Origin of the sequence: Amycolatopsis pithecellobii (assembly GCF_009707865.1) — a bacterium.
Taxonomy (GTDB): Bacteria; Actinomycetota; Actinomycetes; order Mycobacteriales; family Pseudonocardiaceae; genus Amycolatopsis_E; species Amycolatopsis_E pithecellobii.
Genome location: NZ_WMBA01000039.1, coordinates 24,391 through 45,264 on the forward strand (window position 1 = coordinate 24,391; position 20,874 = coordinate 45,264).

The window sequence follows — 20,874 nt, forward strand, 5'->3', positions numbered from 1 at the left end:
GAGGAGGCGCCGCCGGGCGGCTGTTCGTGTGGTGGGCAGGGGGCCAGAGCGCACGACGAAAACCGCCGGAAAGAATGCCTCGCCGGCGGGATGCAGGAGCCGGCGTTCTGTGACGGTGGTCCCTTACCCGGGGGTAGTGGTGGCGGGTGCGTGCCTCGGGCGGTGCGGCGGATAACCTCACCTCGGCACAGCCGGGTAACGAGATGAGGAGTACAGGTGGGACGGTCCGTACTGGTCACCGGCGGCAACCGCGGTATCGGTCTGGCGATCGCGCGGGATCTGGCAGCGCAGGGGCACCAGGTGGCCGTGACGCACCGGGGGTCGGGCGCGCCCGAGGGGCTGTTCGGCGTCCAGGCCGACGTTACCGACTCCGAGCAGATCGACGCTGCCTTCAAGGAGGTCGAGGAGCACCAGGGCCCGGTCGAGGTGCTCGTCTCCAACGCCGGCATCACGCAGGACACACTGCTGATGCGGATGAGCGAGGAGCAGTTCACCAGCGTGGTGGACGCGAACCTCACCGGCGCCTACCGGGTCGCGAAGCGTGCCTCTCGCGGGATGTTGCGCGCGAAGTGGGGCCGGTTCGTCTTCATCTCGTCGGTTGTCGGGCTTTCCGGCGGCGCGGGCCAGGTCAACTATGCCGCCAGCAAGGCAGGTCTGGTGGGGCTCGCCCGGTCGCTGGCCCGCGAGCTGGGCTCCCGCAACATCACCGCGAACGTCGTCGCGCCCGGGTTCGTCGTCACCGACATGACCGACGCCCTCAACGACGACCAGCGCGCCGCAGCGCTCGCCCAGATCCCCGCCGGCCGTTACGCGGAGCCCGCCGAGATCGCCGCCGCCGTGCGGTATCTCGCCTCCGACGAGGCCGGCTACGTCAACGGTGCCGTGCTGCCCGTCGACGGCGGCCTCGGCATGGGGCACTGAGGCACCGCAGTTTTCCCACCGTAGAAAGGACTGGAATTGCCCGGACTGCTCGAAGGTAAGCGGCTGCTGATCACCGGTGTCATCACCGACGCCTCGATCGCGTTCCACGCCGCCAAAGCGGCCCAGGAACAGGGCGCGCAGGTGGTGCTGACCGGCTTCGGCCGGCTCTCGCTCGTCGAGCGCATCGCCAAGCGGCTGCCCGAGCCCGCCCCGGTGATCGAGCTCGACGTGCAGAACCAGGAGCACCTGGACACGCTCGCCGACCGCGTGCGCGAGCATGTCGACGGGCTCGACGGGGTGTTGCACGCGATCGCGTTCGCGCCGCAGACCTGCCTCGGAGCGCCGTTCCTGGACGCGCCGAAGGAAGATGTGTCGGTCGCGGTCGAGGTGTCGGCGTTCTCGTTCAAGTCGCTCGCGACCGCGGTGCTGCCGCTGCTGTCGCGTGGCTCGTCGATCGTCGGGCTGGACTTCGACGCGCGCGTGGCCTGGCCCGCCTACAACTGGATGGGTGTCGCGAAGGCGGCGCTGGAGTCGGTGAACCGTTACCTGGCAAGGGAACTCGGCCCGCTGGGGATCCGCGTCAACCTGGTGTCCGCGGGCCCGGTGAAGACGATGGCCGCGAAGTCGATCCCCGGGTTCGGCGAGCTCGAAGGCGGCTGGGGCGACCGCGCGCCGCTCGGCTGGGCCGCGGAAGACCCGACGGCGGTCGCGAAGTCGATCTGCGCCGTGCTCTCGGATTGGCTGCCCGCCACCACCGGTTCGATGATCTGGGTCGACGGCGGAGTGCACGCCCTCGGAATCTGACCGGTCACGCGCAGCGTGTCCGTTGAGGGTGCGGTGGGGGAGTGGTCGGCGATAGGCAGGCTGGGCACGCGTGGGCGTGGTCACGCGAGCAGGATGGGTGCCGTGAGTTACGACGCATTGCTGTGGTTGTCCTTCGGCGGTCCCGAGGGGCCGGACGAGGTCATGCCGTTCCTGGAGAACGTGACGCGCGGCCGTGGGGTGCCGCCGCAGCGGCTGGCCGAGGTCGCCGAGCACTACCAGCATTTCGGTGGGGTGTCGCCGATCAACCGGCTCAACCGCGAGGCCATCGCCGCGGTGGAGAAGGAACTCGCGGCCCACGGCATCGACCTGCCCGTGTATTTCGGCAACCGGAACTGGCGGCCGATGGCGGAGGACACCGTCGCGCGGATGGCCGCCGACGGGGTCCGCCGGGCACTGGTGTTCCCGACGAGCGCGTACGGCGGCTACTCGGCGTGCCGCCAGTACGACGAGGACATCGAACGCGCCCGCGCCGCGGTCGGGGACAACGCGCCGGAACTGACCAAACTGCGGCAGTTCTTCGACCACCCGCTGTTCGTGTCCTCCTTCGCCGACGCGGTGCGCGCCGCCCACCAGGGCCTCGACGGCGCCCGCACCGTGTTCACCGCGCACTCGGTGCCCGACAGCGCGGACAAGGCGGCCGGCCCGCCGGAAGAGGGCGGGCGCCGCTACTCACGGCAGATCGCGGAGGCGGCGCGCCTGGTCGCGGCCGAGGCGGGGATCGCCGAGTACGACGTGGTGTGGCAGTCCCGGTCCGGGCCGCCGCGGATTCCCTGGCTGGAGCCCGACATCGTGGACCACATCGGCACGCTGCACGCCCGCGGCGTGAAATCCGTCGTGGTCTGCCCGGTCGGGTTCGTGTCCGATCATCTCGAGGTGGTCTGGGATCTGGACAACGAGGCCGCCGAGCGCGCCGCCCGGCTGGGCATGGGTTTTGCCCGCGCAGCCACACCCAACGCCGATCCCCGGTTCGCGGAACTCGTGGTCGAGCTGGTGCGTGAGCATCTCGCGGACGCGCCGGTGCGGAAGCTGTCCGGTTTCCCGGCGGCGGGCTGCACCGTCGACGGCGCGCCCTGCGCTATTGGATGTTGCCGGCCTGCTCGCTGAACAGGCGCACCGCCTCGTTCACCGCCGCGTAGCGCGCGAGCCGCACCGCGTTTCCCAAGGGGCGCAAGGCATCCGCGCGCAACATGGCAGCCGAGGCGGACAGCGCGCCGCCGGGTTCGTCGATTTCCGCGACGGCGAGAATCGCGCCGACCTCCTCGGCCCGTTGCAGTACCCGCAGTGCCCGGCCGGGCATTCCGGCCGGCCATTGCGGGCGCGGCCGGGCCCGCAGCCACGCCGAAAGCTCAGCCCGCACCCCGGGCCGGTCCTTGGCCACGTCGAGCGCCTGCAACGCGCCGGCCGAGTCGCGGATCGCGTCGGTCAGGCCGTGTTCGGCGTCGGCCAATCCCACGTACTCGGGCGCCACTGAAGTGTCCACTTTGTACGCCGACCACCGCACGAGGCCCTCGGCGATCATCTGCGGCACGAGCCCGAAACCCAGTGACGGCAACAGCATCGCCTCGCCCGCACGGACCGCGGCGTCGGTGAACGCACCGCCACCGCCGAGCCCGCGGACATCGCCGGGCACCGGCAGCACCAGCCGCGTCTCCCCGGCGCCCCGCGAGCGCAACGCCGCCAGCAGCTGCACCGGCGTCGCCGGGAAGTCACCGGTCAGTGGAAGGTCGAGACCGACGGCGGCTTCGGCTTCGGCGGCGACCACCTCATGGGCCTCGCCCCAGGCGAGCAGGGCGTCGAGCACGTCGTCCGAGGCGGCCGCACCGGACAGCCATGCCGATGTCCACACACTGAGAGTCGCACTGGGGCAGCACACGGCGATCGATCTTACGGGCAGGTGGCGGGGCCATCAGTCGCACGTTGCTTCAATCGCTGCACGGCTGTCACCTGCACCTGTAAACGTCGGGGCGAACGGTTACAGGTCGCTTCAATCGCTGCACGGCGATCCAGAGTACCCGTGCCGCCTGCTGGAGTGGCTCCACGTCGACGATCCGGAGATCCGCCGCTAACTTCGTAGAGGTGAACCCCGTACCCGAACACCTGCCCCGCACCGCGGGACAGCTGCGCGCGGCCGGTTACGCCCCGCGCGGGCTCAAGACGGAAATCCACGACAACCTGCTCACGGCGCTGCGCGAGGGCCGGAACCCGTGGCCGGGCATCGTCGGGTTCGACCGCACGGTTTTGCCCCAGTTCGAGCGCGCGCTGCTGGCCGGCCACGACGTCGTACTGCTCGGCGAGCGCGGTCAGGGCAAGACGAGGCTGCTGCGCACGCTGGCCGGGCTGCTCGACGAGTGGACACCGGTGATCGAGGGCAGTGAGCTGGCCGAGCACCCGCTCGACCCGATCACCCCGGCGTCGATCCGCCGTGCCGCCGAGCTCGGCGACAACCTGCCCGTGACGTGGCGGCACCGCAGTGAGCGCTACACCGAGAAGCTGGCCACCCCGGACACGAGCGTCGGTGACCTGATCGGCGACGTCGACCCGGTCAAGGTCGCCGAGGGCCGCAGCCTCGGCGATCCCGAAACCATCCACTTTGGACTCGTGCCCCGGGCGCACCGGGGCATTGTTGCGATCAACGAGCTTCCCGACCTTGCCGAACGCATCCAGGTCGCGCTGCTGAACGTGATGGAGGAGCGCGACATCCAGGTCCGCGGCTACACGCTGCGCCTGCCACTGGACGTGCTCATGGTCGCCACCGCGAACCCCGAGGACTACACCAACCGCGGCCGGATCATCACCCCGCTCAAGGACCGGTTCGGCGCGGAGATCCGCACCCACTATCCGCTGGACGTCGCCGCCGAGGTGGAGGTGGTGCGCCAGGAGGCGCATCTCGTCGCCGAGGTGGGCGAGCCGCTGCTGGAGGTGCTCGCTCGGTTCGTCCGGAATCTGCGCGAGTCCACCGTGATCGACCAGCGCTCGGGCGTGTCGGCCCGGTTCGCCGTGGCGGCGGCCGAAACCGTTGCGGCGGCGGCATTGCGGCGTTCGGCACTGACCGGCGAGCACCCCGCGGTCGCGCGCCCGGTCGATCTCGACGCGGTGCCGGCGGTGCTGCGCGGCAAGATCGAGTTCGAGCCGGGCGAGGAGGGTCGCGAGCACGAGCAGCTCGTGCACCTGCTGCGCCGCGCGATCGCCGAGACCGCGCGGGACCGATTCGGCGGGCTGAACCTGCGGCCACTGGTGGAAGCGGTCGCGGACGGGCATCTGGTGGCCACCGGCGAGAAGGTGCCGGGCGCCGATGTGCTCGCCGCCTTGCCGGAACTGCCGATCCTGCACGAAGTGGCGGCGCGGGCGGGCGTGTCCGCCGGTGATGCGCCGGGCCGGATCGCCGCGGCCGTCGAGCTGGCGCTGGAGTCGCTGTACCTGGCGCGGCAGCTGGCCAAGGACTCCGACGACGCGACCACGGTGTACGGGCCGTGACACCGCCGACGTACTTTCCCCCGCGGAGGCGGCGATGACACAGCCGGAAAGCTACAACTACGGGCCGTGGCATGACGGGCCGGACCCGCTCGCCCCGCCGATCGATCTGCGTGACGCGCTCGACGAGATCGGGCAGGACGTGATGGGCGGGTCCTCACCTCGCTCGGCGCTGGAGGAGCTGCTGCGCCGCGGCACGCGGGACACGGCAGGTCTCGACGAGCTCACGCGCCGGGTGTGGCAGCGGCGAGCGGAGATCCAGCGCCGCAACAACCTCGACGGCACACTGCAGGAGGTCCAGCGGCTGTTGAACGAGGCGCTGACCGAGGAACGCCGCACGCTGTTCCCCGACCCGTCGGACGAGGCCCGCTTCGCCGAGGCCGAGCTCGACGCGCTGCCGCCGGGCACGGCCGCCGCGGTGCGCGAGCTGGCGGACTACCAGTGGCGTTCCGAGCAGGCCCGGGAGAATTACGAGCAGATCCAGGACCTGCTGGGCCGCGAAATGCTCGAATCGCGCTTCGAGGGCATGAAGGAGGCGCTGCAGAACACAAGCCCCGAAGACGTCGAGCGGGTCAACCAGATGCTCGGCGATCTCAACGAGCTGCTGGACGCGCATGCCCGCGGCGCCGACGACGTCGAGGAGCGGTTCGAGGAGTTCATGCGCCGCCACGGCGAGTTCTTCCCGGAGAACCCGCAGAACGTCGAGGAGCTGATCGACGCGCTCGCGGCGCGTGCCGCGGCGGCGCAGCGGATGTTGAACTCGATGAGCGAGGAGCAGCGCGCGGAGCTGGCTTCACTTGCGCAGCAGGCGTTCGGTGACCCGCGCATCGCGCAGCAACTGTCCAATTTGGATGCTCAGTTGCGGTCGTTGCGGCCGGGGGAGGACTGGACGTCTTCGGCGCGGATGCGGGGGCGCAACCCACTGGGCATGGGCGAGGGCGCGCAGGCCATGCAGGATCTCGCCGAGCTCGACGCGCTCGCGGAGCAGCTGGGGCAGTCCTATCCGGGTGCGCGCCTGGAGGACATCGACCTGGACGCGCTGGAACAGCAGCTGGGCAAGGATTCCGGCGTCGACGCGCGCCGGTTGTCCGAGCTGGAGCGGGAATTGCGCCGCCAGGGCCTGTTCGAGCGTGCGCCCGACGGGTCGCTTCGGTTGTCTCCCAAGGCTTTGCGGCGGCTCGGTGAGACGGCGCTCGCCGACGTGGTGAACGCGTTGCGCGGCAAGACCGGGCAGCGCGAGCAGGAGTCGGCGGGCGCGGCCGGTGAGCCCACCGGGGCGAGCAGGCCGTGGCAGTTCGGTGACATGCAGCCGTGGGACACCTCCCGCACGGTGCGCAACGCGGTGCTGCGCACGGCTTCGGTCGGCGGCGGCGCGGTGAAGCTCGATGTGTCCGATGTGGAGGTCGTGGAGACCGAGCACCGGTCACGTGCCGCGGTGGCGTTGCTGGTGGACACGTCGTGGTCGATGGTCGCCGAGGGCCGGTGGCTGCCGATGAAGCGGACGGCACTGGCGCTGCACCAGCTGATCTCCACCCGGTTCCGCAACGATGCGCTGCAGCTGATCACGTTCGGCCGCTACGCCGCTTCGGTGGAGCTGGAAGAGCTGGTGGGCCTGGAAGGCGCATGGGAGCAGGGCACGAATGCGCACCATGCGCTGCTGCTGGCGGGCCGGCACCTGCGGCGGCATCCCGACGCGCAGCCGGTGGTGCTGATGGTGACCGACGGCGAGCCGACCGCGCACCTGGAACCCGACGGTGAAGCCATTTTCGACTACCCGCCGCGGCCGGAGACGCTGTACCGGACAGTGTCCGAAGTGGACAGACTGGCGAAGCTGGGTGCAGCGGTGACGGTGTTCCGCCTCGGTGACGACCCGCGCCTGGAGGAGTTCGTCGATCTGCTGGCGCGGCGCGCCGGTGGCCGCGTCGTCGCGCCCGACCTCGACGGTCTCGGCGCGGCCGTCGTCGGTGACTACCTCCGCACCCGCCGGCGCTAGCGCGCGAGTTGAGCGTTGGGTGCGCGCGAGTTGAGCTTTCCGGTCGCGCGAGTTGCGCGTTCAGGGCGGCGGTGACCAGCGTCCCGGAGAACCGGATCAAGGCAGGGCCGAACGGGGCACCTATGGTGGCGTCGTGGGTCAGATCGCTGTAGGCCTCACCGGCGCCGCCACCTTTCTGTGGCTGGGCATGGTACTGGCCATCTCGTTCCTCGAGGCGCCGCTGAAATTCCGGGCGCCGGGCGTGACGATCCCGATCGGCCTCGGCATCGGGCGCCTGGTGTTCCGCGCGCTCAACATCGCCGAGGTCGTGCTGGGGATCGTCGTCGCGGTCGCGGTGCTCGCCGGGCACGGCGCCGCGGCCGAACTGGTGCCCGCCGCGGTCGCGGTCGCGGTGCTGCTGGTGCAGCTGCTGGCGATCCGGCCGCCGTTGAACCGGCGGTCCGACCGGGTACTGGCTGGCGAGACCGCGCCCCGCTCGCACGCGCATTTCGCGTACGTCGGCGCCGAGGTGATCAAGGTAGCGGCCTTGCTGGTGCTCGGGATCGCCGCGCTCTTCTAGCGCGGTGTCCAGGAGGAGTGGTCAGCGCGGCGCGCACGGTCGCTGCGGTGTCCTGGTCGGGCCGTGATGGGGCCGCTGCGCAGTCAGGCGGGCCGGCCGTGGCGGGTGGGGCCTTCGCCTGTCTTCAAGGCTTCCTCGTGGCCCTAGTGCGGTTCGTGTCGCGGGGCGGCGAGAAGGGCGACGAGGTCGTCGACGAGGTCTTCATCGCGGTGTGGCTTCGCCTCGCCGACCGCGAGGATTTCGTACCAGACGACGCCGAACACCACGGTCGCGGCGGTGTCGCTCGTCTGGCCCGTCGGCAGGTCCCCGCGATCGCGGGCCCGGTCGACGAGGACTCGCACGGCTTCGCGGCGAGCTTGCAGGAAGCCGTCGCGGAACCGGGCGCCGAACGACGGGTCGATCTGGGCCTGGGCCATCAGCGTCCGCAGGACTCCGGCCATGACGGGGTCGCGCGCCAGCCGTAACGAGGCACGCAGAAACGCCCGCAGATCGTCGGCGTAGCTGCCGCGATCCTCGAGGACGATGTGCAGGTCGGCGGTGGCGTGGAAACCGGCCTTGGCCGTCAGGGCGTCGACGAGTACGTCGGCCTTGGACGGCCACCACCGGTAGATCGTCTGCTTGCCGGTCCCGGCCCGGGCCGCGATGCCCTCCACGCTCAGCCCGGCGTAGCCCAGCTCGCTCACGAGCTCCCAGGCCGCGCTCAAGATCGACAGCCGGCTCCGGTCGCAGCGCTTGCGCCCGGGACGCTGCTGAGCGGAGTCCGCCACGGAGGGTTCGACCATGGCGGCTATGCTAGCGTCCATTCACACGAGACGCACCGGTTCGTTTCGAAAAGTGAGGAGTCGTCATGATCGGGATCACGGGCGCGTCGGGTGGCCTGGGGCGAGCCGCCGCCGAGCTGCTACTCGACAGCGTGGAACCACGCGAGGTCGTGCTCGCCACGCGCCGACCCGAGTCGCTCGCCGACCTCGCTGAGCGCGGGGCCGAGGTCCGGCAGGTCGACTTCGACGTGCCCGGGTCGTTCGCCGGTGCCTTCGCCGGGATCGACCGGCTGCTGATGGTGTCGATCACCGGGAGGCAGCGGGTGGAGCGGCAGCGCGCGGCGATCGAGGCCGCGCGGACCGCAGGCGTGCGGCACATCGCGTACACCTCCGTGGTCGAGCCCGGCCCGGACAACCCGGCCCACTCGGTCCGCGACCACAGCCGGACGGAACAGGTCCTGCGCGACAGCGGCCTGGCATGGACTTTCCTTCGCAACAGCCTGTACGCCGAGGTTCCGGTACCGGCGATCGAACAGGCGATCGCCTCCGGCCGGCTGGTGTCCAACAGCGGCACGGGGGCGACGGCGTACGTGTCCCGCGACGACTGCGCCGCGGTCGCCGTCGCGGTGCTCACCCAGGACGGGCACGAGGGGCGCGCCTACGACGTCACCGGTCCCGAGGCCTGGACGGCCGCGGACCTCGCGGCGCTGGCCGGCCGCCTCGGCGACCGCGAGATCGAACTGGTCGACCTCGACGACGCCGCCTTCGCGGCGCAGCTGCGTGACGACGGCGTCCCGGAAGCCGTCGTATCCATGTTCACCTCGTTCGGCACGGCCGCCCGCACCGGACTCCTGGCCCGGGTCACCTCGGTGGTGCCCGACCTCACCGGTCGCCCGGCCCGCACGCTCCCCGACGTCGTGCGGCCACGAGTCGCCCGCATTCCCTGAGGACTCACGTCCCTTGCTCCGACGGCGACCGGGCCGACCAGGTGCGGGTGCCGCGAAACCGCCGCGCCGTCACCCGATCGGTCGGTGATCACGGTGTCAAGCGGCCATTCGGGTTGCGCCGTTTTAGCGTGAGCCGTGCTCTTGATCTTGCAGCGGATCGCGGCGCTGACCGCGATGGCGATTGGCGCGACGCTCGCGGTGCCCTGCGCGGCACAGGCAGACCCGGCGCCGCTGGCGGGGTTCGACTTCAGTGCCTCCCAAGGGATTCCCGATCTGGCGGCGGCCAAGGCCAACGGTGCCGTGTTCGCGTTCGTCAAGGACACCGCGGGCGTCGGGTACGCCAACCCCGACTATCTGGCCCAGTTCCGGGCGGTCAAGGCCGCCGGGCTGATCCGCGGCTCGTACCACTACGCCCGGCCGGACAAGTCCAGCGGCGCGGACCAGGCGGTGTACCTGCACACCCACGACGGCAAGTGGTTCTCCGACGGGATGACCCTGCCGCCCGCGCTCGACCTGGAGGACACCCCGAACGCGCCGCCCTGCTACAACCTGACCCCGCAGGCCATGGTCGCGTGGATCGCCGACTTCAGCGGCACACTTGCGCGCCGCACCGGGCACACCCCGATCATCTACACCTCTGCGCGCTGGTGGAAGGCGTGCACCGGCAACAGCACCGCCTTTGCGGCCGACCACGTCCTCTGGCTTGCCCGCTACAACACCGACATGGGCGAGGTGCCGGGCGGCTGGCGCGCCGGGTTCTGGCAGTCCGGGGTCACCGGGCCGTTGCCCGGCAACCAGGATTCGTACTTCGGTGATCTGGCCCAGCTGCGGAAGCTGACCACGGGCGGCTGACCAGCCGGCATCCCACCAACCGGGAATCCGGGACGCGGCGCGCTTTAGGGTGGAGGGTATGCGCACTTGGTCATCGGTCCCCCTGCCCCGTGTTCCGGGAACGCCGCGCCCGCTGCGGCTGTTCGACACCTCGACCGGGCAGCTCCGCCCGACCGCGCCGGGACAGACCGCGCGGATGTACGTCTGCGGCATCACGCCGTACGACGCCACGCATCTCGGGCACGCCGCGACCTACCTGGCGTTCGACCTGGTGAACCGGGTGTGGCGGGACAACGGCCATGACGTGTTCTACGTGCAGAACGTCACCGACGTCGACGAGCCGCTGCTGGAACGCGCCGAGCGCGATCAGGACGACTGGATCGTGCTCGGGCTGCGTGAGACGGCGTTGTTCCGCGAGGACATGGAAGCGCTGCGGGTGCTGTCGCCGCGCGAGTTCGTCGGTGCGGTGGAAAGCATCCCCGAAATCGTGGAGGTGATCGGGAAACTCCTCGCGGACGGCGCCGCGTACCGGGCCGACGACCCCGAGTTCCCCGACATCTACTTCGACCACAACGCGACCGGCCGCTTCGGCTACGAGTCGAACTACGACGAGCCGACGATGACGCGGTTTTTCGCCGAGCGCGGCGGCGACCCGGACCGGGCGGGCAAGCGGCATCCGCTGGACGCGCTGCTGTGGCGGTGCGCGCGGCCGGGCGAGCCGTCGTGGGATTCGGAACTGGGGGCGGGGCGCCCCGGCTGGCACATCGAGTGCAGCGCGATCGCGGTGAACCGGCTCGGCATGGGGTTCGACGTGCAGGGCGGCGGCTCGGACCTGATCTTCCCGCATCACGAGTACAGCGCCGCGCACGCGGAAGCGGTCGCCGGGACGCATCCGTTCGCGCGGCACTACGTGCATGCGGGCATGATCGGCCTCGACGGGCAGAAGATGTCGAAATCGCGCGGGAACCTGGTGTTCGTCTCGCGCCTTCGGGCCGACGGCGTGGACTCCGGCGCGATCCGGCTCGCGCTGTTCGCCGGGCACTACCGGACCGACCGGGCGTGGACGGCGGCCCTGTTGAGCGAAGCGCAGGAGCGGCTGGCCCGCTGGCGCGAAGCCGTTTCGCTGCCCACCGGGCCCGCGGCGGCGGACACCGTGGCGCGGTTGCGTGACCATGTCGCCGACGACCTCGATACCCCCACCGCGCTCGCCGCGATCGACGCGTGGGCCGGGGAAGCCTTGCGGCGCAACGGAACCGACACGGCCGCACCCGGGCTCGTGCGCATCGCGGTCGACGCGCTGCTGGGGATCGAGCTGTAGCCGCTCGCTACGGTTGACATCGTGCCCAGCCTCTACGCCACCAGCGACCTGCATGTGACCCACCGCGGTAACGAGCCGCTGCTCGACCGCGTCCGATCCGATTCGGCGCAGGATTGGCTGCTGGTGGCGGGTGACGTCGCCGAGCGGGTCGAGCCGATCGTCGAATCGCTCGCCACCTTGCGGGAGCGGTTCGCGAAAGTCGTGTGGGTGCCGGGAAATCACGACCTGTGGACCACCGGCCGCGACGATTCGCCGTTGCGTGGCGAGGAACGCTACCGGCACCTGGTCGACCGGTGCCGCGCACTCGACGTGCTGACTCCGGAGGACGAGTACCCGGTCTGGGAGCACGGCCGCAGGCCGCTGACGGTCGCGCCGCTGTTCCTGCTCTACGACTACAGCTGGCGCACGCCGCAGGCCGAGGACGCGTCCCTCGAAGAGGCGCTGGAGCAGGCACGCGAGGCCGGTGTGGTCTGCACCGACGAGTTCTTCCTGCACCCCGACCCGTATCCGACCCGGCAGGACTGGTGCGCGCAGCGGCTCAAGACCACCGAGGAACGCCTGGCCGCGATCCCGGAGGAAAACGGGACCGTCCTCGTCTCGCACTGGCCGTTGCACCGCCATCCGACCGCCCCGCTGTACTGGCCCGAGTTCGCGCTGTGGTGCGGCACGGCCCGCACGGCGGACTGGCATGTGCGTTACCGGGCGGAGGTCGCGGTGTTCGGGCATCTGCACATTCCCCGCACCACCTACGCGGACGGGGTGCGGTTCGAGGAGGTCTCGCTCGGTTACCCCCGTGAATGGCGCAAGCGCGCCCGCGGACCGGTGCCGCTGCGGAAGATCCTGTGAGCCAGCAGGGGAGCGACCGCCGCGAGCAGCGCGCCGGGTACCAGGAAACCCAGCACCGGATCGTGGCGGTACAGGCTGGTGAACGCCGCCGGTGACGCGGACATGCCGAGGAACCGCAGCGCGGTCACGACCGAGATCGCCCCGCCACGGCCGCCGGCGCCGAGCACCAGTGCGTTGATGCCGACCAGCACGAGCTGCCCGCACACGCCGGCCGCGGCCCATGCCACCACGATCGGTGGCAGCGAACCCACGAGCCCGATCGCCGCGACAGCCACCGCGCCGAGCAGCAGGCCCAGCAGCACCGCGAGCCGTGGCCCGAAGCGGTCCGAGACAGTGCCCGCCAGCCGCGCCGCGACGAACCCGGCGAGCCCGTACGCGGTGAGCACCAGTCCGCGCGCGCCCGGTCCGAGCGCGAACGCGTCGTCGACCCGGAACGCGACGAGGAACGGCAGCCCGGCGAGGCAGGCCCAGGCCACGAAGATCACGATCCCCGGCCACACCACGACCGGCTGCCACGCGTCCCGCAACCGCGGCGGCTGCTCGGGCGCGTGGTCGTCGGCGGGAAGCGGGCTCGCCGTGAGCACGGCGGCCACCACCGCGGTCCCGGCGAACGCCCAGCGCCACGAGCTTTCGGCGGCGAGCCCGCCGGCCAACGGCGCCGAGGTCTGGCCGATCGCCTGGGCCGCGCCGTAGAGACCCAGGGCGCGACCGAGCCGCTCCTTCGGTGTGACCGCCGCGAGTTTCGTCAGCAGCAACGGGGTGGTGAACGCGTTCGCCACCCCCTGCAACCCGCGGCTCGCCTGGAACAGCCAGAACCAGGGCGCGATCGCGGCCAGCGCCGCCGCCACGACGTACCCGGCGTAGGCGATGCGGATCGTGCGGGTCGGGCCCCAGCGCTCGCCGAGCGTCCCGGACACAAGCATGACCAGCGCGAACGGCAGCAGGTACGCGGTCAGCGAGGTGGCGGCGGCGCCCTGCGAGACGCCGAAGGTGGCCGACAGTTCGGGCAGCATCGAGGACACCACCCCGGCCCCGAACGGGCCGAGCAGACCGCCGACGTAGAGGGCGGCCCGCCTCACCGAGGACCCGGTCCTGGCCCTTCCTGACCGGGCCGGCGGCGGCGCAGATACCGTTCGAACTCGGCGGCGATCTTGTCCCCGCTGGATTCGTCGACCGACATCTCCACCTCGGCGTCGCCCCGCTCTTCGAGGGTCCGCACGTAGTCCGAGATCTCCTCGTCCTCCTCGGCCATCTCCGACACCGTGCGCTGCCACTCCTCGGCCTGCTCGGGCAGGGCGCCGAGCGGCACCTCGACGTCGAGCACGTCCTCGAGCTTGTGCAGCAGCGCCAGGCTCGCCTTCGGCGACGGCGGATGCGACACGTAGTGCGGCACCGCGGCCCAGATGGAGATGGCCGGGATGCCGGCCTGCACGCAGAAGTCCTGCAGGATGCCGGTGATCCCGGTGGGGCCCTGGTACCGGTTGCGTTCCAGGCCGAACCGCTCGGCCGCCTCCGCGTCGTAGGCCGTTCCGGTCACCGGCACCGGGCGGGTGTGCGCGGTGTCGGCGAGCAGGGCGCCCAGCGTCACCACCGTCTCCACGTCCAGCGCCGTGACATGCTCCAGCAGCTCCTCGCAGAACTTGCGCCAGCGCATGTTCGGTTCCGGGCCCTGCACGAGCACCACGTCACGGTCGTAGCCGGGCGGGCGGCACACCGAGAGTCTGGTGGTCGGCCAGTCGACCCGCCGCGTCACCCCGTCCACCATCCGGACGGTGGGGCGGCTCACCTGGAAGTCGTAGTAGTCGTCGGGACTGACTTCCGCCAGCGGCTTCGCGTCCCAGCTCAGCTGGAGATGCTCGAGCGCGGTACTCGCGGCGTCACCCGCGTCGTTCCAGCCTTCAAAGGCACAAATCATCACCGGACGGGTGTTGTCGGCGAGGTCTTCAGCGGGTCGTGCTGATTCCTGCTGGGCATCGGCTGGATCACTCACCCGACCAGCCTACGACCCGTGCGGGCACCACGAGACCGTAGCCTGGACGACATGCCGGATCATCTGAAGTCGCCACTGCTGGATGCTCTCGCCACCCGTGTCGTGGTCGCCGATGGTGCGATGGGGACCGCACTGCAAGCGCATGATCTCTCGCTCGACGACTTCGCGGGCCTGGAAGGCTGCAACGAGATCCTCAACGTGACGCGCCCGGACGTGGTGCGCAGCATCCATCGCGGGTACATGGAGGCGGGCGCCGAGGCGATCGAGACCAACACGTTCGGCGCGAACTGGGCGAACCTCGCCGAGTACGACATCCCGGACCGGATCTTCGAGCTGGCCGAGGCGGGTGCCCGGCTGGCGCGGGAGACGGCCGACGAGTTCGGGCCACGGTTCGTGCTCGGCTCGGTCGGCCCCGGCACCAAGCTGCCGACGCTCGGGCATGCGCCCTACGAGCTGCTGCGCGACGCCTACTTCGAGGAGGTCCGCGGGTTGCTCGCGGGCGGCGCCGACGCGGTGATCGTCGAGACGACACAGGACATCCTGCAGACCAAGGCGTCGATCGTCGCGGCGCGCCGGGCGATGGAGCAGGAAGGCCGGGTGGTGCCGATCATCGCGTCGATCACCGTGGAGACCACCGGCACGATGCTGCTCGGCACCGAGGTCGGGGCGGCGCTGGCCGCGCTGGAGCCGCTGGGCATCGACCTGATCGGGCTCAACTGTGCGACCGGCCCGGCCGAGATGAGCGAGCACCTGCGGACGTTGTCGAAGTCGGCCAGGGTGCCGCTGTCGGTGATGCCGAACGCCGGGCTGCCCGAGCTGGGCCCGCACGGTGCGGTGTACCCGCTGTCCCCGGAGGGGCTGGCCGAGGCGCTGTCGGGGTTCGTGCGCGAGTTCGGGGTCGGCCTCGTCGGCGGCTGCTGCGGCACGACCGGTGAGCACATCCGGCAGCTCGCGGAGGCGGTGCGGGATGTGGAGCGCGCCCGCCGGAACCCGAAGCCGGAAGCCGGGGTGTCGTCGCTGTACCAGGCGGTGCCCTTCGCGCAGGACGCGTCGGTCCTGATGGTGGGGGAGCGTACCAACGCCAACGGGTCGAAGAAGTTCCGCGAGGCCATGCTCGAAGGCCGGTACGAGGACTGCGTGGAGATCGCCCGGGAGCAGACCCGCGACGGTGCGCACCTGCTCGACCTGTGCATCGACTACGTCGGCCGGGACGGTGCGCGCGACATGGCGGAGCTGGCCGGCCGGCTGGCGACCGCGTCGACCCTGCCGATCATGCTGGACTCCACCGAACCCGCGGTGATCAAGGCCGGTCTCGAACGCCTCGGCGGCCGGTGCGTGATCAACTCGGTCAACTACGAGGACGGAGCCGGTCCCGACTCCCGGTTCCAGCGCGTGATGCGGCTCGCGCGCGAGCACGGCGCGTCGGTGGTGGCGCTGTGCATCGACGAGGAGGGCCAGGCCCGTACCGCGGAGTGGAAGGTGCGGGTCGCGACCCGGCTGATCGAGGACCTGACCACGAACTGGGGGATGCGGGTCGGCGATATCATCGTGGACTGCCTGACCTTCCCGATCTCCACCGGCCAGGAGGAGGTCCGCCGGGACGCGGTGGAGACCATCGAGGCGATCCGCGAACTCAAGCGGCGCTACCCAGAGGTCCAGACCACGTTGGGTGTGTCCAATGTGTCCTTCGGACTGAACGCGGCTGCGCGGCAGGTGCTCAACTCGGTGTTCCTGCACGAATGTGTGGAAGCCGGGCTCACCACGGCGATCGTGCACGCGTCGAAGATCCTGCCGATGGCCAGGATTCCGGACGAGCAAAGGGAAGTCGCCCTCGACCTCGTCTACGACCGGCGGCGCGAGGGCTACGACCCGTTGCAGCGGTTGATGGAACTGTTCGAGGGCGTGTCGGCGGCCTCGTCGAAGGAGTCGCGCGCGCAGGAGCTGGCCGCGCTGCCGTTGTTCGAGCGTCTGGAGCGGCGGATCGTGGACGGCGAGCGCGGCGGCCTGGAAGCGGACCTGGACGCGGCGATGGGCGAGAAGCCCCCGCTGGAGATCATCAACGAGACACTGTTGTCGGGCATGAAAACCGTGGGCGAGCTGTTCGGCTCCGGGCAGATGCAGCTGCCGTTCGTGCTGCAGTCCGCCGAGGTGATGAAGGCCGCCGTCGCCTATCTCGAGCCGCACATGGAAAAGGACGACTCCGGCGGCAAGGGCCGGATCGTGCTGGCGACGGTGAAGGGCGACGTGCACGACATCGGCAAGAACCTCGTCGACATCATCCTGTCCAACAACGGCTACGAGGTCGTCAACCTCGGCATCAAGCAGCCCATCACCACGATCCTCGACGCGGCCGAGGAAAAGCATGCCGACGCGATCGGGATGTCGGGCCTGCTGGTGAAATCCACGGTGATCATGAAGGAGAACCTCGAGGAGATGAACTCCCGCGGGGTCGCCGATCGCTGGCCGGTGCTGCTCGGCGGGGCCGCGCTGACCCGGTCCTATGTGGAGAACGATCTCACCGAGATCTACCACGGTGACGTGCACTATGCCCGTGACGCCTTCGAGGGCCTGCATCTGATGGACACGATCATGGCCGTGCGCCGCGGTGAGGCGCCGGCCGTCGATCCCGAGGCCGAAGCGAAGAAGGCCGAGCGCAAGGCACGTCGCGAGCGCTCGCTGCGTATCGCGCAGGCACGCAAGGACGCCGCCGAACCGGAGGTGATCCCGGCCCGCTCCGACGTCGCGACCGATGTGCCGCTGCCGACGCCGCCGTTCTGGGGAACCCGGGTGGTCAAAGGGATCCCGGTGGCCGACTATTCGTCCTATTTGGACGAACGGGCGACGTTCCTCGGGCAATGGGGACTGCGTGGCGCCAAGGGCGGGCAGGGACCGTCCTATGCGGAGCTGGTGGAGACCGAGGGCCGCCCGCGGCTGCGGTACTGGCTCGAACGCCTTGCCACGGACGGGATTCTCGCTCACGCCGCACTCGTCTACGGCTACTTCCCGGCCGTGGCCGAGGGTGACGATCTGGTGGTGCTGACCGAGGACGGTGCCGAACGCACCCGGTTCACCTTCCCGCGCCAGAAACGCGACCGGCACCTGTGCCTGGCGGATTTCTGGCGGCCGCGCGAGTCCGGTGAGATCGACGTGCTGCCACTGACACTGGTGACGATGGGGCAGCCGATCGCCGACTACGCGAACGAACTGTTCGCGGCCGACGCCTACCGGGACTACCTCGAAGTCCACGGCCTGTCCGTGCAGCTGACCGAAGCGCTCGCCGAGTACTGGCACCGGCGCATCCGCCAGGAGCTCGCCATCGCCGACCAGGACCCCGAGGCGATCGAGGACTACTTCAAGCTGGCCTACCGCGGGGCCCGGTTTTCCCTCGGCTACGGCGCCTGCCCCGATCTGGAGGACCGCGCCAAGATCATCGAACTGCTCGAACCGGAGCGCATCGGCGTCAAGCTCTCCGAGGAGTTCCAGCTGCATCCCGAGCAGTCCACCGACGCCATCGTCTGCCACCATCCCGAAGCGAAGTACTTCAACACGTAAGGAAGACCCATGACTAGACCGTCCACTGTGGACGGCCCGGCCGGTGTGCTGTGGGACATGGACGGCACCCTGGTCGACTCGGAGAAACTCTGGGACGTCGCGCTGTACGAAGCGGCGGAATGGCTCGGGGGGCGGCTCACCGAACAACAGCGCGTCACCCTCGTCGGGGTCGATATGGACGCCACGTCGGAGTACCTGCTGACGATCAGCGGCCACGAAGTCACGCCGGCCCGGATCGCCTCGACCGGCGACTGGATCAGGGAACGCACCGCCCGGTTGTTCGCCGACGCGCTGCCATGGCGGCCCGGTGCCCGTGAGGCGCTCGCCGCGGTGCGCGCCGGCGGGTTGCCCGCCGCGCTGGTGACCTCCACCGAACGGCCCCTGGTCGAACTCGCACTCGACACGATCGGCCGCGAGTTCTTCGACGTCATCGTGTGTGGCGACGAGGTGGATGGGCTGACCAAGCCGCATCCCGAGCCGTACCGGCGCGCGGCCCGGCTGCTCGGGGTCGACCCGGCGCGCTGCGTGGCGATCGAGGACTCCCGGCCCGGCACGGAGTCCGCGGCGGCCGCGGGATGCGTGGTGCTCGTCGTGCCCAACGACGTGGCGGTCGGCGCGGGGGAGCGGCGCGTGTTCCGTGACTCGCTCGTCGGGCTCGACATGACCGCGCTCACGTCGATCTTCCACGCCGGGTGATGTCTCCCGGGGCGGCTCGGCCGACGGCGGGGCCGGATGGAAGGATCTACAGATTGTGAAGACCTTCGATGAGCTGTTCGCCGAGCTGACCGAGCGCGCGCGGACCCGGCCTGCCGGGTCCGGCACCGTCACCGCGCTCGAGGCCGGCGTGCACGCGCAGGGCAAGAAGGTGCTCGAAGAGGCCGGTGAGGTCTGGATCGCGGCGGAGCACGAATCGGACGAGCGGCTCGCGGAGGAGATCTCCCAGCTGCTCTACCGGGTGCAGGTCCTGATGCTCGGCCGCGGGCTGAGCGCCGAGGACGTCTACCGCTACTTGTGAGGGAGTGAAGGCATGCTACGGGTCGCGGTACCCAACAAGGGAGCGCTGGCGGAGCCGGCGTCGGAGATGCTGGCCGAGGCGGGCTACCGCCGCCGCCATGACCGCGACCTGACCGTGCTCGACCATGCCAACGACGTCGAGTTCTTCTTCTTGCGCCCCAAGGACATCCCGATCTACGTCGGCAGTGGCGAGCTGGACCTCGGGATCACCGGCCGGGACCTCGCGATCGACTCCGGCGCGCAGGTGGAGGAAACCCTCGCGCTCGGTTTCGGCGCCTCGACGTTCCGCTACGCCGCGCCCGCCGGCCAGGACTGGAAGCCCGCCGACCTCGCCGGGAAACGGGTGGCGACGTCGTTCCCGAATCTGGTGCGCGCCGATTTGGCCGGGCACGGGGTCGAGGCCGAAGTGATCCGGCTCGACGGCGCCGTGGAGATCTCGGTGCAGCTCGGTGTCGCCGACGCGATCGCCGACGTGGTCGAGACCGGGCGTTCGCTGCGCCAGCACAACCTGGTGGCCTTCGGGGACCCGATTTGCGTGTCGGAGGCGGTGCTCGTGCAGCGTGCCGGTGGCCCGCCGGCGAAGGCGAAAGCGCAACTGGCCGCGCGGTTGCAGGGTGTGGTGTTCGCGCAGCAGTACCTGATGCTCGACTATGACTGCCCGCGCTCGCTGCTGGACCAGGCGGTCGCCATCACGCCGGGCCTGGAATCGCCGACGGTGGCGCCGCTCACCGACCCGGACTGGGTCGCGGTGCGGGCGATGGTGCCGCGCAAGGACGTCAACCGGATCATGGACGAACTCGCTGACGCCGGTGCGAAGGCGATCCTCGCCTCCGACATCCGCTCGAGCCGCCTGTGACCCGGTAACGGCCGCGCGCTCACGACCGTCCGATGTGGACGGAGCGCGCGGCCGGTCAGCCGCGTGGTTTCTTGGGCAGCAGGTCGTACAGTTTGCGGCGGGCGCCGTTGTCGTTCTGATCGCGGGTGCGCGCCACCGAGGTGATGAAGTCTTCGAACACGAACTCGTCCGCGATCGGCACCGGCGCCGGCGCGGGCCTGCTCTGGAAATACCCGTCGAGCACCTCGGCGATCTGCCGGAACGCCACCGCCTGCGTGGTCTCCGGCGCGAACGTGGTGACCGGCATGCCATGCGCGGCGGCCTCGTTCATCACCACGCCCAGCGGCACGTGCGCGAGCAGCGGATAGCCGAAGTTCTCCAGTTCGGTGAGCGCGGCGCTGGCGTAGGTCGACATCGGCCGCCGGTACAACCCCGGCACCACCCCGAAATACGGGATCGGGTCCCGGTTGACGGCCTGCTGCACGTACGCGAGCTGATCGTTGAGCAGGCGCAACGCGCGGATGCTGGTGCGATCGGGCTGGACCGGCACCAGGATGCCGTGCGTCGTGGCGAGCGCGTTGTTGGTCAGCACGTCCAGCGCGGGCGGGCAGTCGATGAGCACGTGATCATAGTTGGCGAACTGGATCACGCGGGCGAGCTGCCAGCCCGGTACCCGGAAACTGTCCAGGCGGCGGATCAGATCGAACATCCCGGGCGAGGTGGGGATGACGTCAAACGCGCCACCCGGCCCGATGTGACTGCGCGGGTGGGGGACGACCAGCTCCTCGACCGGGCCCTTCCAGGTTTTCGTCAGTGCCTTGGCCAGGCTCGGCGCCTGGGGTGGCACCTCGGGCAGCCCGAGCATCTCGGTGGTGGCATGACCCTGCGGGTCGAGATCGATCAGCAGCACCCGCCTGCCGCGCTCGGCCAGCGCCGCGGCGGCGCCGACGGTCAGCGCGGTCTTGCCGACGCCGCCCTTCTGGTTGACCACCGAAGTGATCTGCACTCGAG

At 70.6% G+C, this 20,874-nt stretch carries 19 protein-coding genes; 14 read left to right on the forward strand and 5 right to left on the reverse strand.

The window, feature by feature from the left end; translation table 11 throughout:
- Nucleotides 1-216: 216 nt before the first annotated feature.
- The 3 genes from fabG (at nt 217) to GKO32_RS22915 (ending at nt 2,850) form a co-directional block, all read left to right on the forward strand.
- Nucleotides 217-921, forward strand: coding sequence for a 3-oxoacyl-ACP reductase FabG (gene fabG, locus GKO32_RS22905; protein WP_312868376.1), 705 nt, complete (start codon nt 217-219; stop codon nt 919-921).
- A 36-nt stretch (nt 922-957) separates the two neighbouring features.
- On the forward strand, nt 958-1,725 hold the full coding sequence (gene fabI / locus GKO32_RS22910) for an enoyl-ACP reductase FabI (protein WP_154758943.1): 768 nt from the start codon (nt 958-960) through the stop codon (nt 1,723-1,725).
- A 102-nt stretch (nt 1,726-1,827) separates the two neighbouring features.
- On the forward strand, nt 1,828-2,850 hold the full coding sequence (locus GKO32_RS22915; RefSeq protein WP_312868377.1) for a ferrochelatase: 1,023 nt from the start codon (nt 1,828-1,830) through the stop codon (nt 2,848-2,850).
- Here GKO32_RS22915 and GKO32_RS22920 read toward each other — a convergent pair.
- Complete coding sequence (locus tag GKO32_RS22920) at nt 2,822-3,619, reverse strand: Rv1486c family protein (protein WP_312868378.1); 798 nt, start codon at nt 3,617-3,619, stop codon at nt 2,822-2,824. The two genes, GKO32_RS22915 and GKO32_RS22920, sit on opposite strands and share 29 nt — an antisense overlap.
- A 203-nt stretch (nt 3,620-3,822) precedes the next feature.
- Here GKO32_RS22920 and GKO32_RS22925 point away from each other — a divergent pair, with 203 nt between their 5' ends.
- The 3 genes from GKO32_RS22925 to GKO32_RS22935 all read left to right on the forward strand — a co-directional run bounded on the left by GKO32_RS22925 (nt 3,823) and on the right by GKO32_RS22935 (nt 7,769).
- Nucleotides 3,823-5,220, forward strand: coding sequence for a sigma 54-interacting transcriptional regulator (locus GKO32_RS22925; protein ID WP_312868379.1), 1,398 nt, complete (start codon nt 3,823-3,825; stop codon nt 5,218-5,220).
- A gap of 34 nt (nt 5,221-5,254) precedes the next feature.
- Entirely contained in the window at nt 5,255-7,210 is a 1,956-nt protein-coding gene (locus GKO32_RS22930) for a vWA domain-containing protein (protein WP_154758946.1), read from the forward strand.
- Between the two features lie 187 nt (nt 7,211-7,397).
- Nucleotides 7,398-7,769, forward strand: a complete 372-nt coding sequence (locus GKO32_RS22935; protein WP_154758979.1) for a hypothetical protein — start codon at nt 7,398-7,400, stop codon at nt 7,767-7,769.
- A gap of 143 nt (nt 7,770-7,912) precedes the next feature.
- Here the strand turns inward: GKO32_RS22935 and GKO32_RS22940 are convergent, their stop codons facing one another.
- Entirely contained in the window at nt 7,913-8,551 is a 639-nt protein-coding gene (locus GKO32_RS22940; RefSeq protein ID WP_154758947.1) for a TetR/AcrR family transcriptional regulator, read from the reverse strand.
- A 65-nt stretch (nt 8,552-8,616) separates the two neighbouring features.
- Between GKO32_RS22940 and GKO32_RS22945 the strand changes: the two genes are divergently transcribed.
- The 4 genes from GKO32_RS22945 to GKO32_RS22960 all read left to right on the forward strand — a co-directional run bounded on the left by GKO32_RS22945 (nt 8,617) and on the right by GKO32_RS22960 (nt 12,472).
- Complete coding sequence (locus GKO32_RS22945) at nt 8,617-9,477, forward strand: SDR family oxidoreductase (RefSeq protein ID WP_154758948.1); 861 nt, start codon at nt 8,617-8,619, stop codon at nt 9,475-9,477.
- Nucleotides 9,478-9,612: 135 nt separating this feature from the next.
- The gene (locus tag GKO32_RS22950) at nt 9,613-10,329 is read left to right on the forward strand and encodes a GH25 family lysozyme (protein ID WP_312868380.1); all 717 of its coding nucleotides are present in this window, start codon (nt 9,613-9,615) and stop codon (nt 10,327-10,329) included.
- Between the two features lie 58 nt (nt 10,330-10,387).
- Nucleotides 10,388-11,626 (forward strand): cysteine--1-D-myo-inosityl 2-amino-2-deoxy-alpha-D-glucopyranoside ligase, encoded by a 1,239-nt coding sequence (gene mshC, locus GKO32_RS22955; protein ID WP_154758949.1) that lies wholly within the window; start codon nt 10,388-10,390, stop codon nt 11,624-11,626.
- 21 nt (nt 11,627-11,647) lie between these two features.
- Nucleotides 11,648-12,472, forward strand: a complete 825-nt coding sequence (locus GKO32_RS22960) for a metallophosphoesterase family protein (RefSeq protein ID WP_312868381.1) — start codon at nt 11,648-11,650, stop codon at nt 12,470-12,472.
- On the opposite strand, the gene GKO32_RS22965 is transcribed toward GKO32_RS22960, so the two are convergent.
- Together GKO32_RS22965 and GKO32_RS22970 are read right to left on the reverse strand one after the other, a co-directional pair.
- A complete protein-coding gene (locus tag GKO32_RS22965; protein ID WP_312868383.1) occupies nt 12,412-13,551 on the reverse strand; it encodes an MFS transporter in 1,140 nt (379 codons plus the stop codon). The two genes, GKO32_RS22960 and GKO32_RS22965, sit on opposite strands and share 61 nt — an antisense overlap.
- On the reverse strand, nt 13,548-14,462 hold the full coding sequence (locus tag GKO32_RS22970) for a PAC2 family protein (protein WP_312868384.1): 915 nt from the start codon (nt 14,460-14,462) through the stop codon (nt 13,548-13,550). The genes GKO32_RS22965 and GKO32_RS22970 overlap by 4 nt, the downstream gene beginning before the upstream one ends.
- Before the next feature lie 51 nt (nt 14,463-14,513).
- Here GKO32_RS22970 and metH point away from each other — a divergent pair, with 51 nt between their 5' ends.
- Genes metH through hisG form a run of 4 tightly spaced genes read left to right on the forward strand, consistent with a single transcriptional unit; the run spans nt 14,514 to nt 19,884 of the window.
- Nucleotides 14,514-18,014: a methionine synthase gene (metH, locus tag GKO32_RS22975; RefSeq protein ID WP_154758950.1), complete on the forward strand. Its 3,501-nt coding sequence runs from the start codon at nt 14,514-14,516 to the stop codon at nt 18,012-18,014.
- 9 nt (nt 18,015-18,023) lie between these two features.
- A complete protein-coding gene (locus GKO32_RS22980) occupies nt 18,024-18,710 on the forward strand; it encodes an HAD family hydrolase (RefSeq protein WP_154758951.1) in 687 nt (228 codons plus the stop codon).
- A 55-nt stretch (nt 18,711-18,765) separates the two neighbouring features.
- Complete coding sequence (locus GKO32_RS22985; RefSeq protein ID WP_312868385.1) at nt 18,766-19,029, forward strand: phosphoribosyl-ATP diphosphatase; 264 nt, start codon at nt 18,766-18,768, stop codon at nt 19,027-19,029.
- Between the two features lie 12 nt (nt 19,030-19,041).
- Nucleotides 19,042-19,884: an ATP phosphoribosyltransferase gene (hisG, locus tag GKO32_RS22990; RefSeq protein WP_154758952.1), complete on the forward strand. Its 843-nt coding sequence runs from the start codon at nt 19,042-19,044 to the stop codon at nt 19,882-19,884.
- A gap of 55 nt (nt 19,885-19,939) precedes the next feature.
- Here the strand turns inward: hisG and GKO32_RS22995 are convergent, their stop codons facing one another.
- Nucleotides 19,940-20,869: a ParA family protein gene (locus tag GKO32_RS22995; RefSeq protein ID WP_312868386.1), complete on the reverse strand. Its 930-nt coding sequence runs from the start codon at nt 20,867-20,869 to the stop codon at nt 19,940-19,942.
- Nucleotides 20,870-20,874 lie beyond the last annotated feature (5 nt).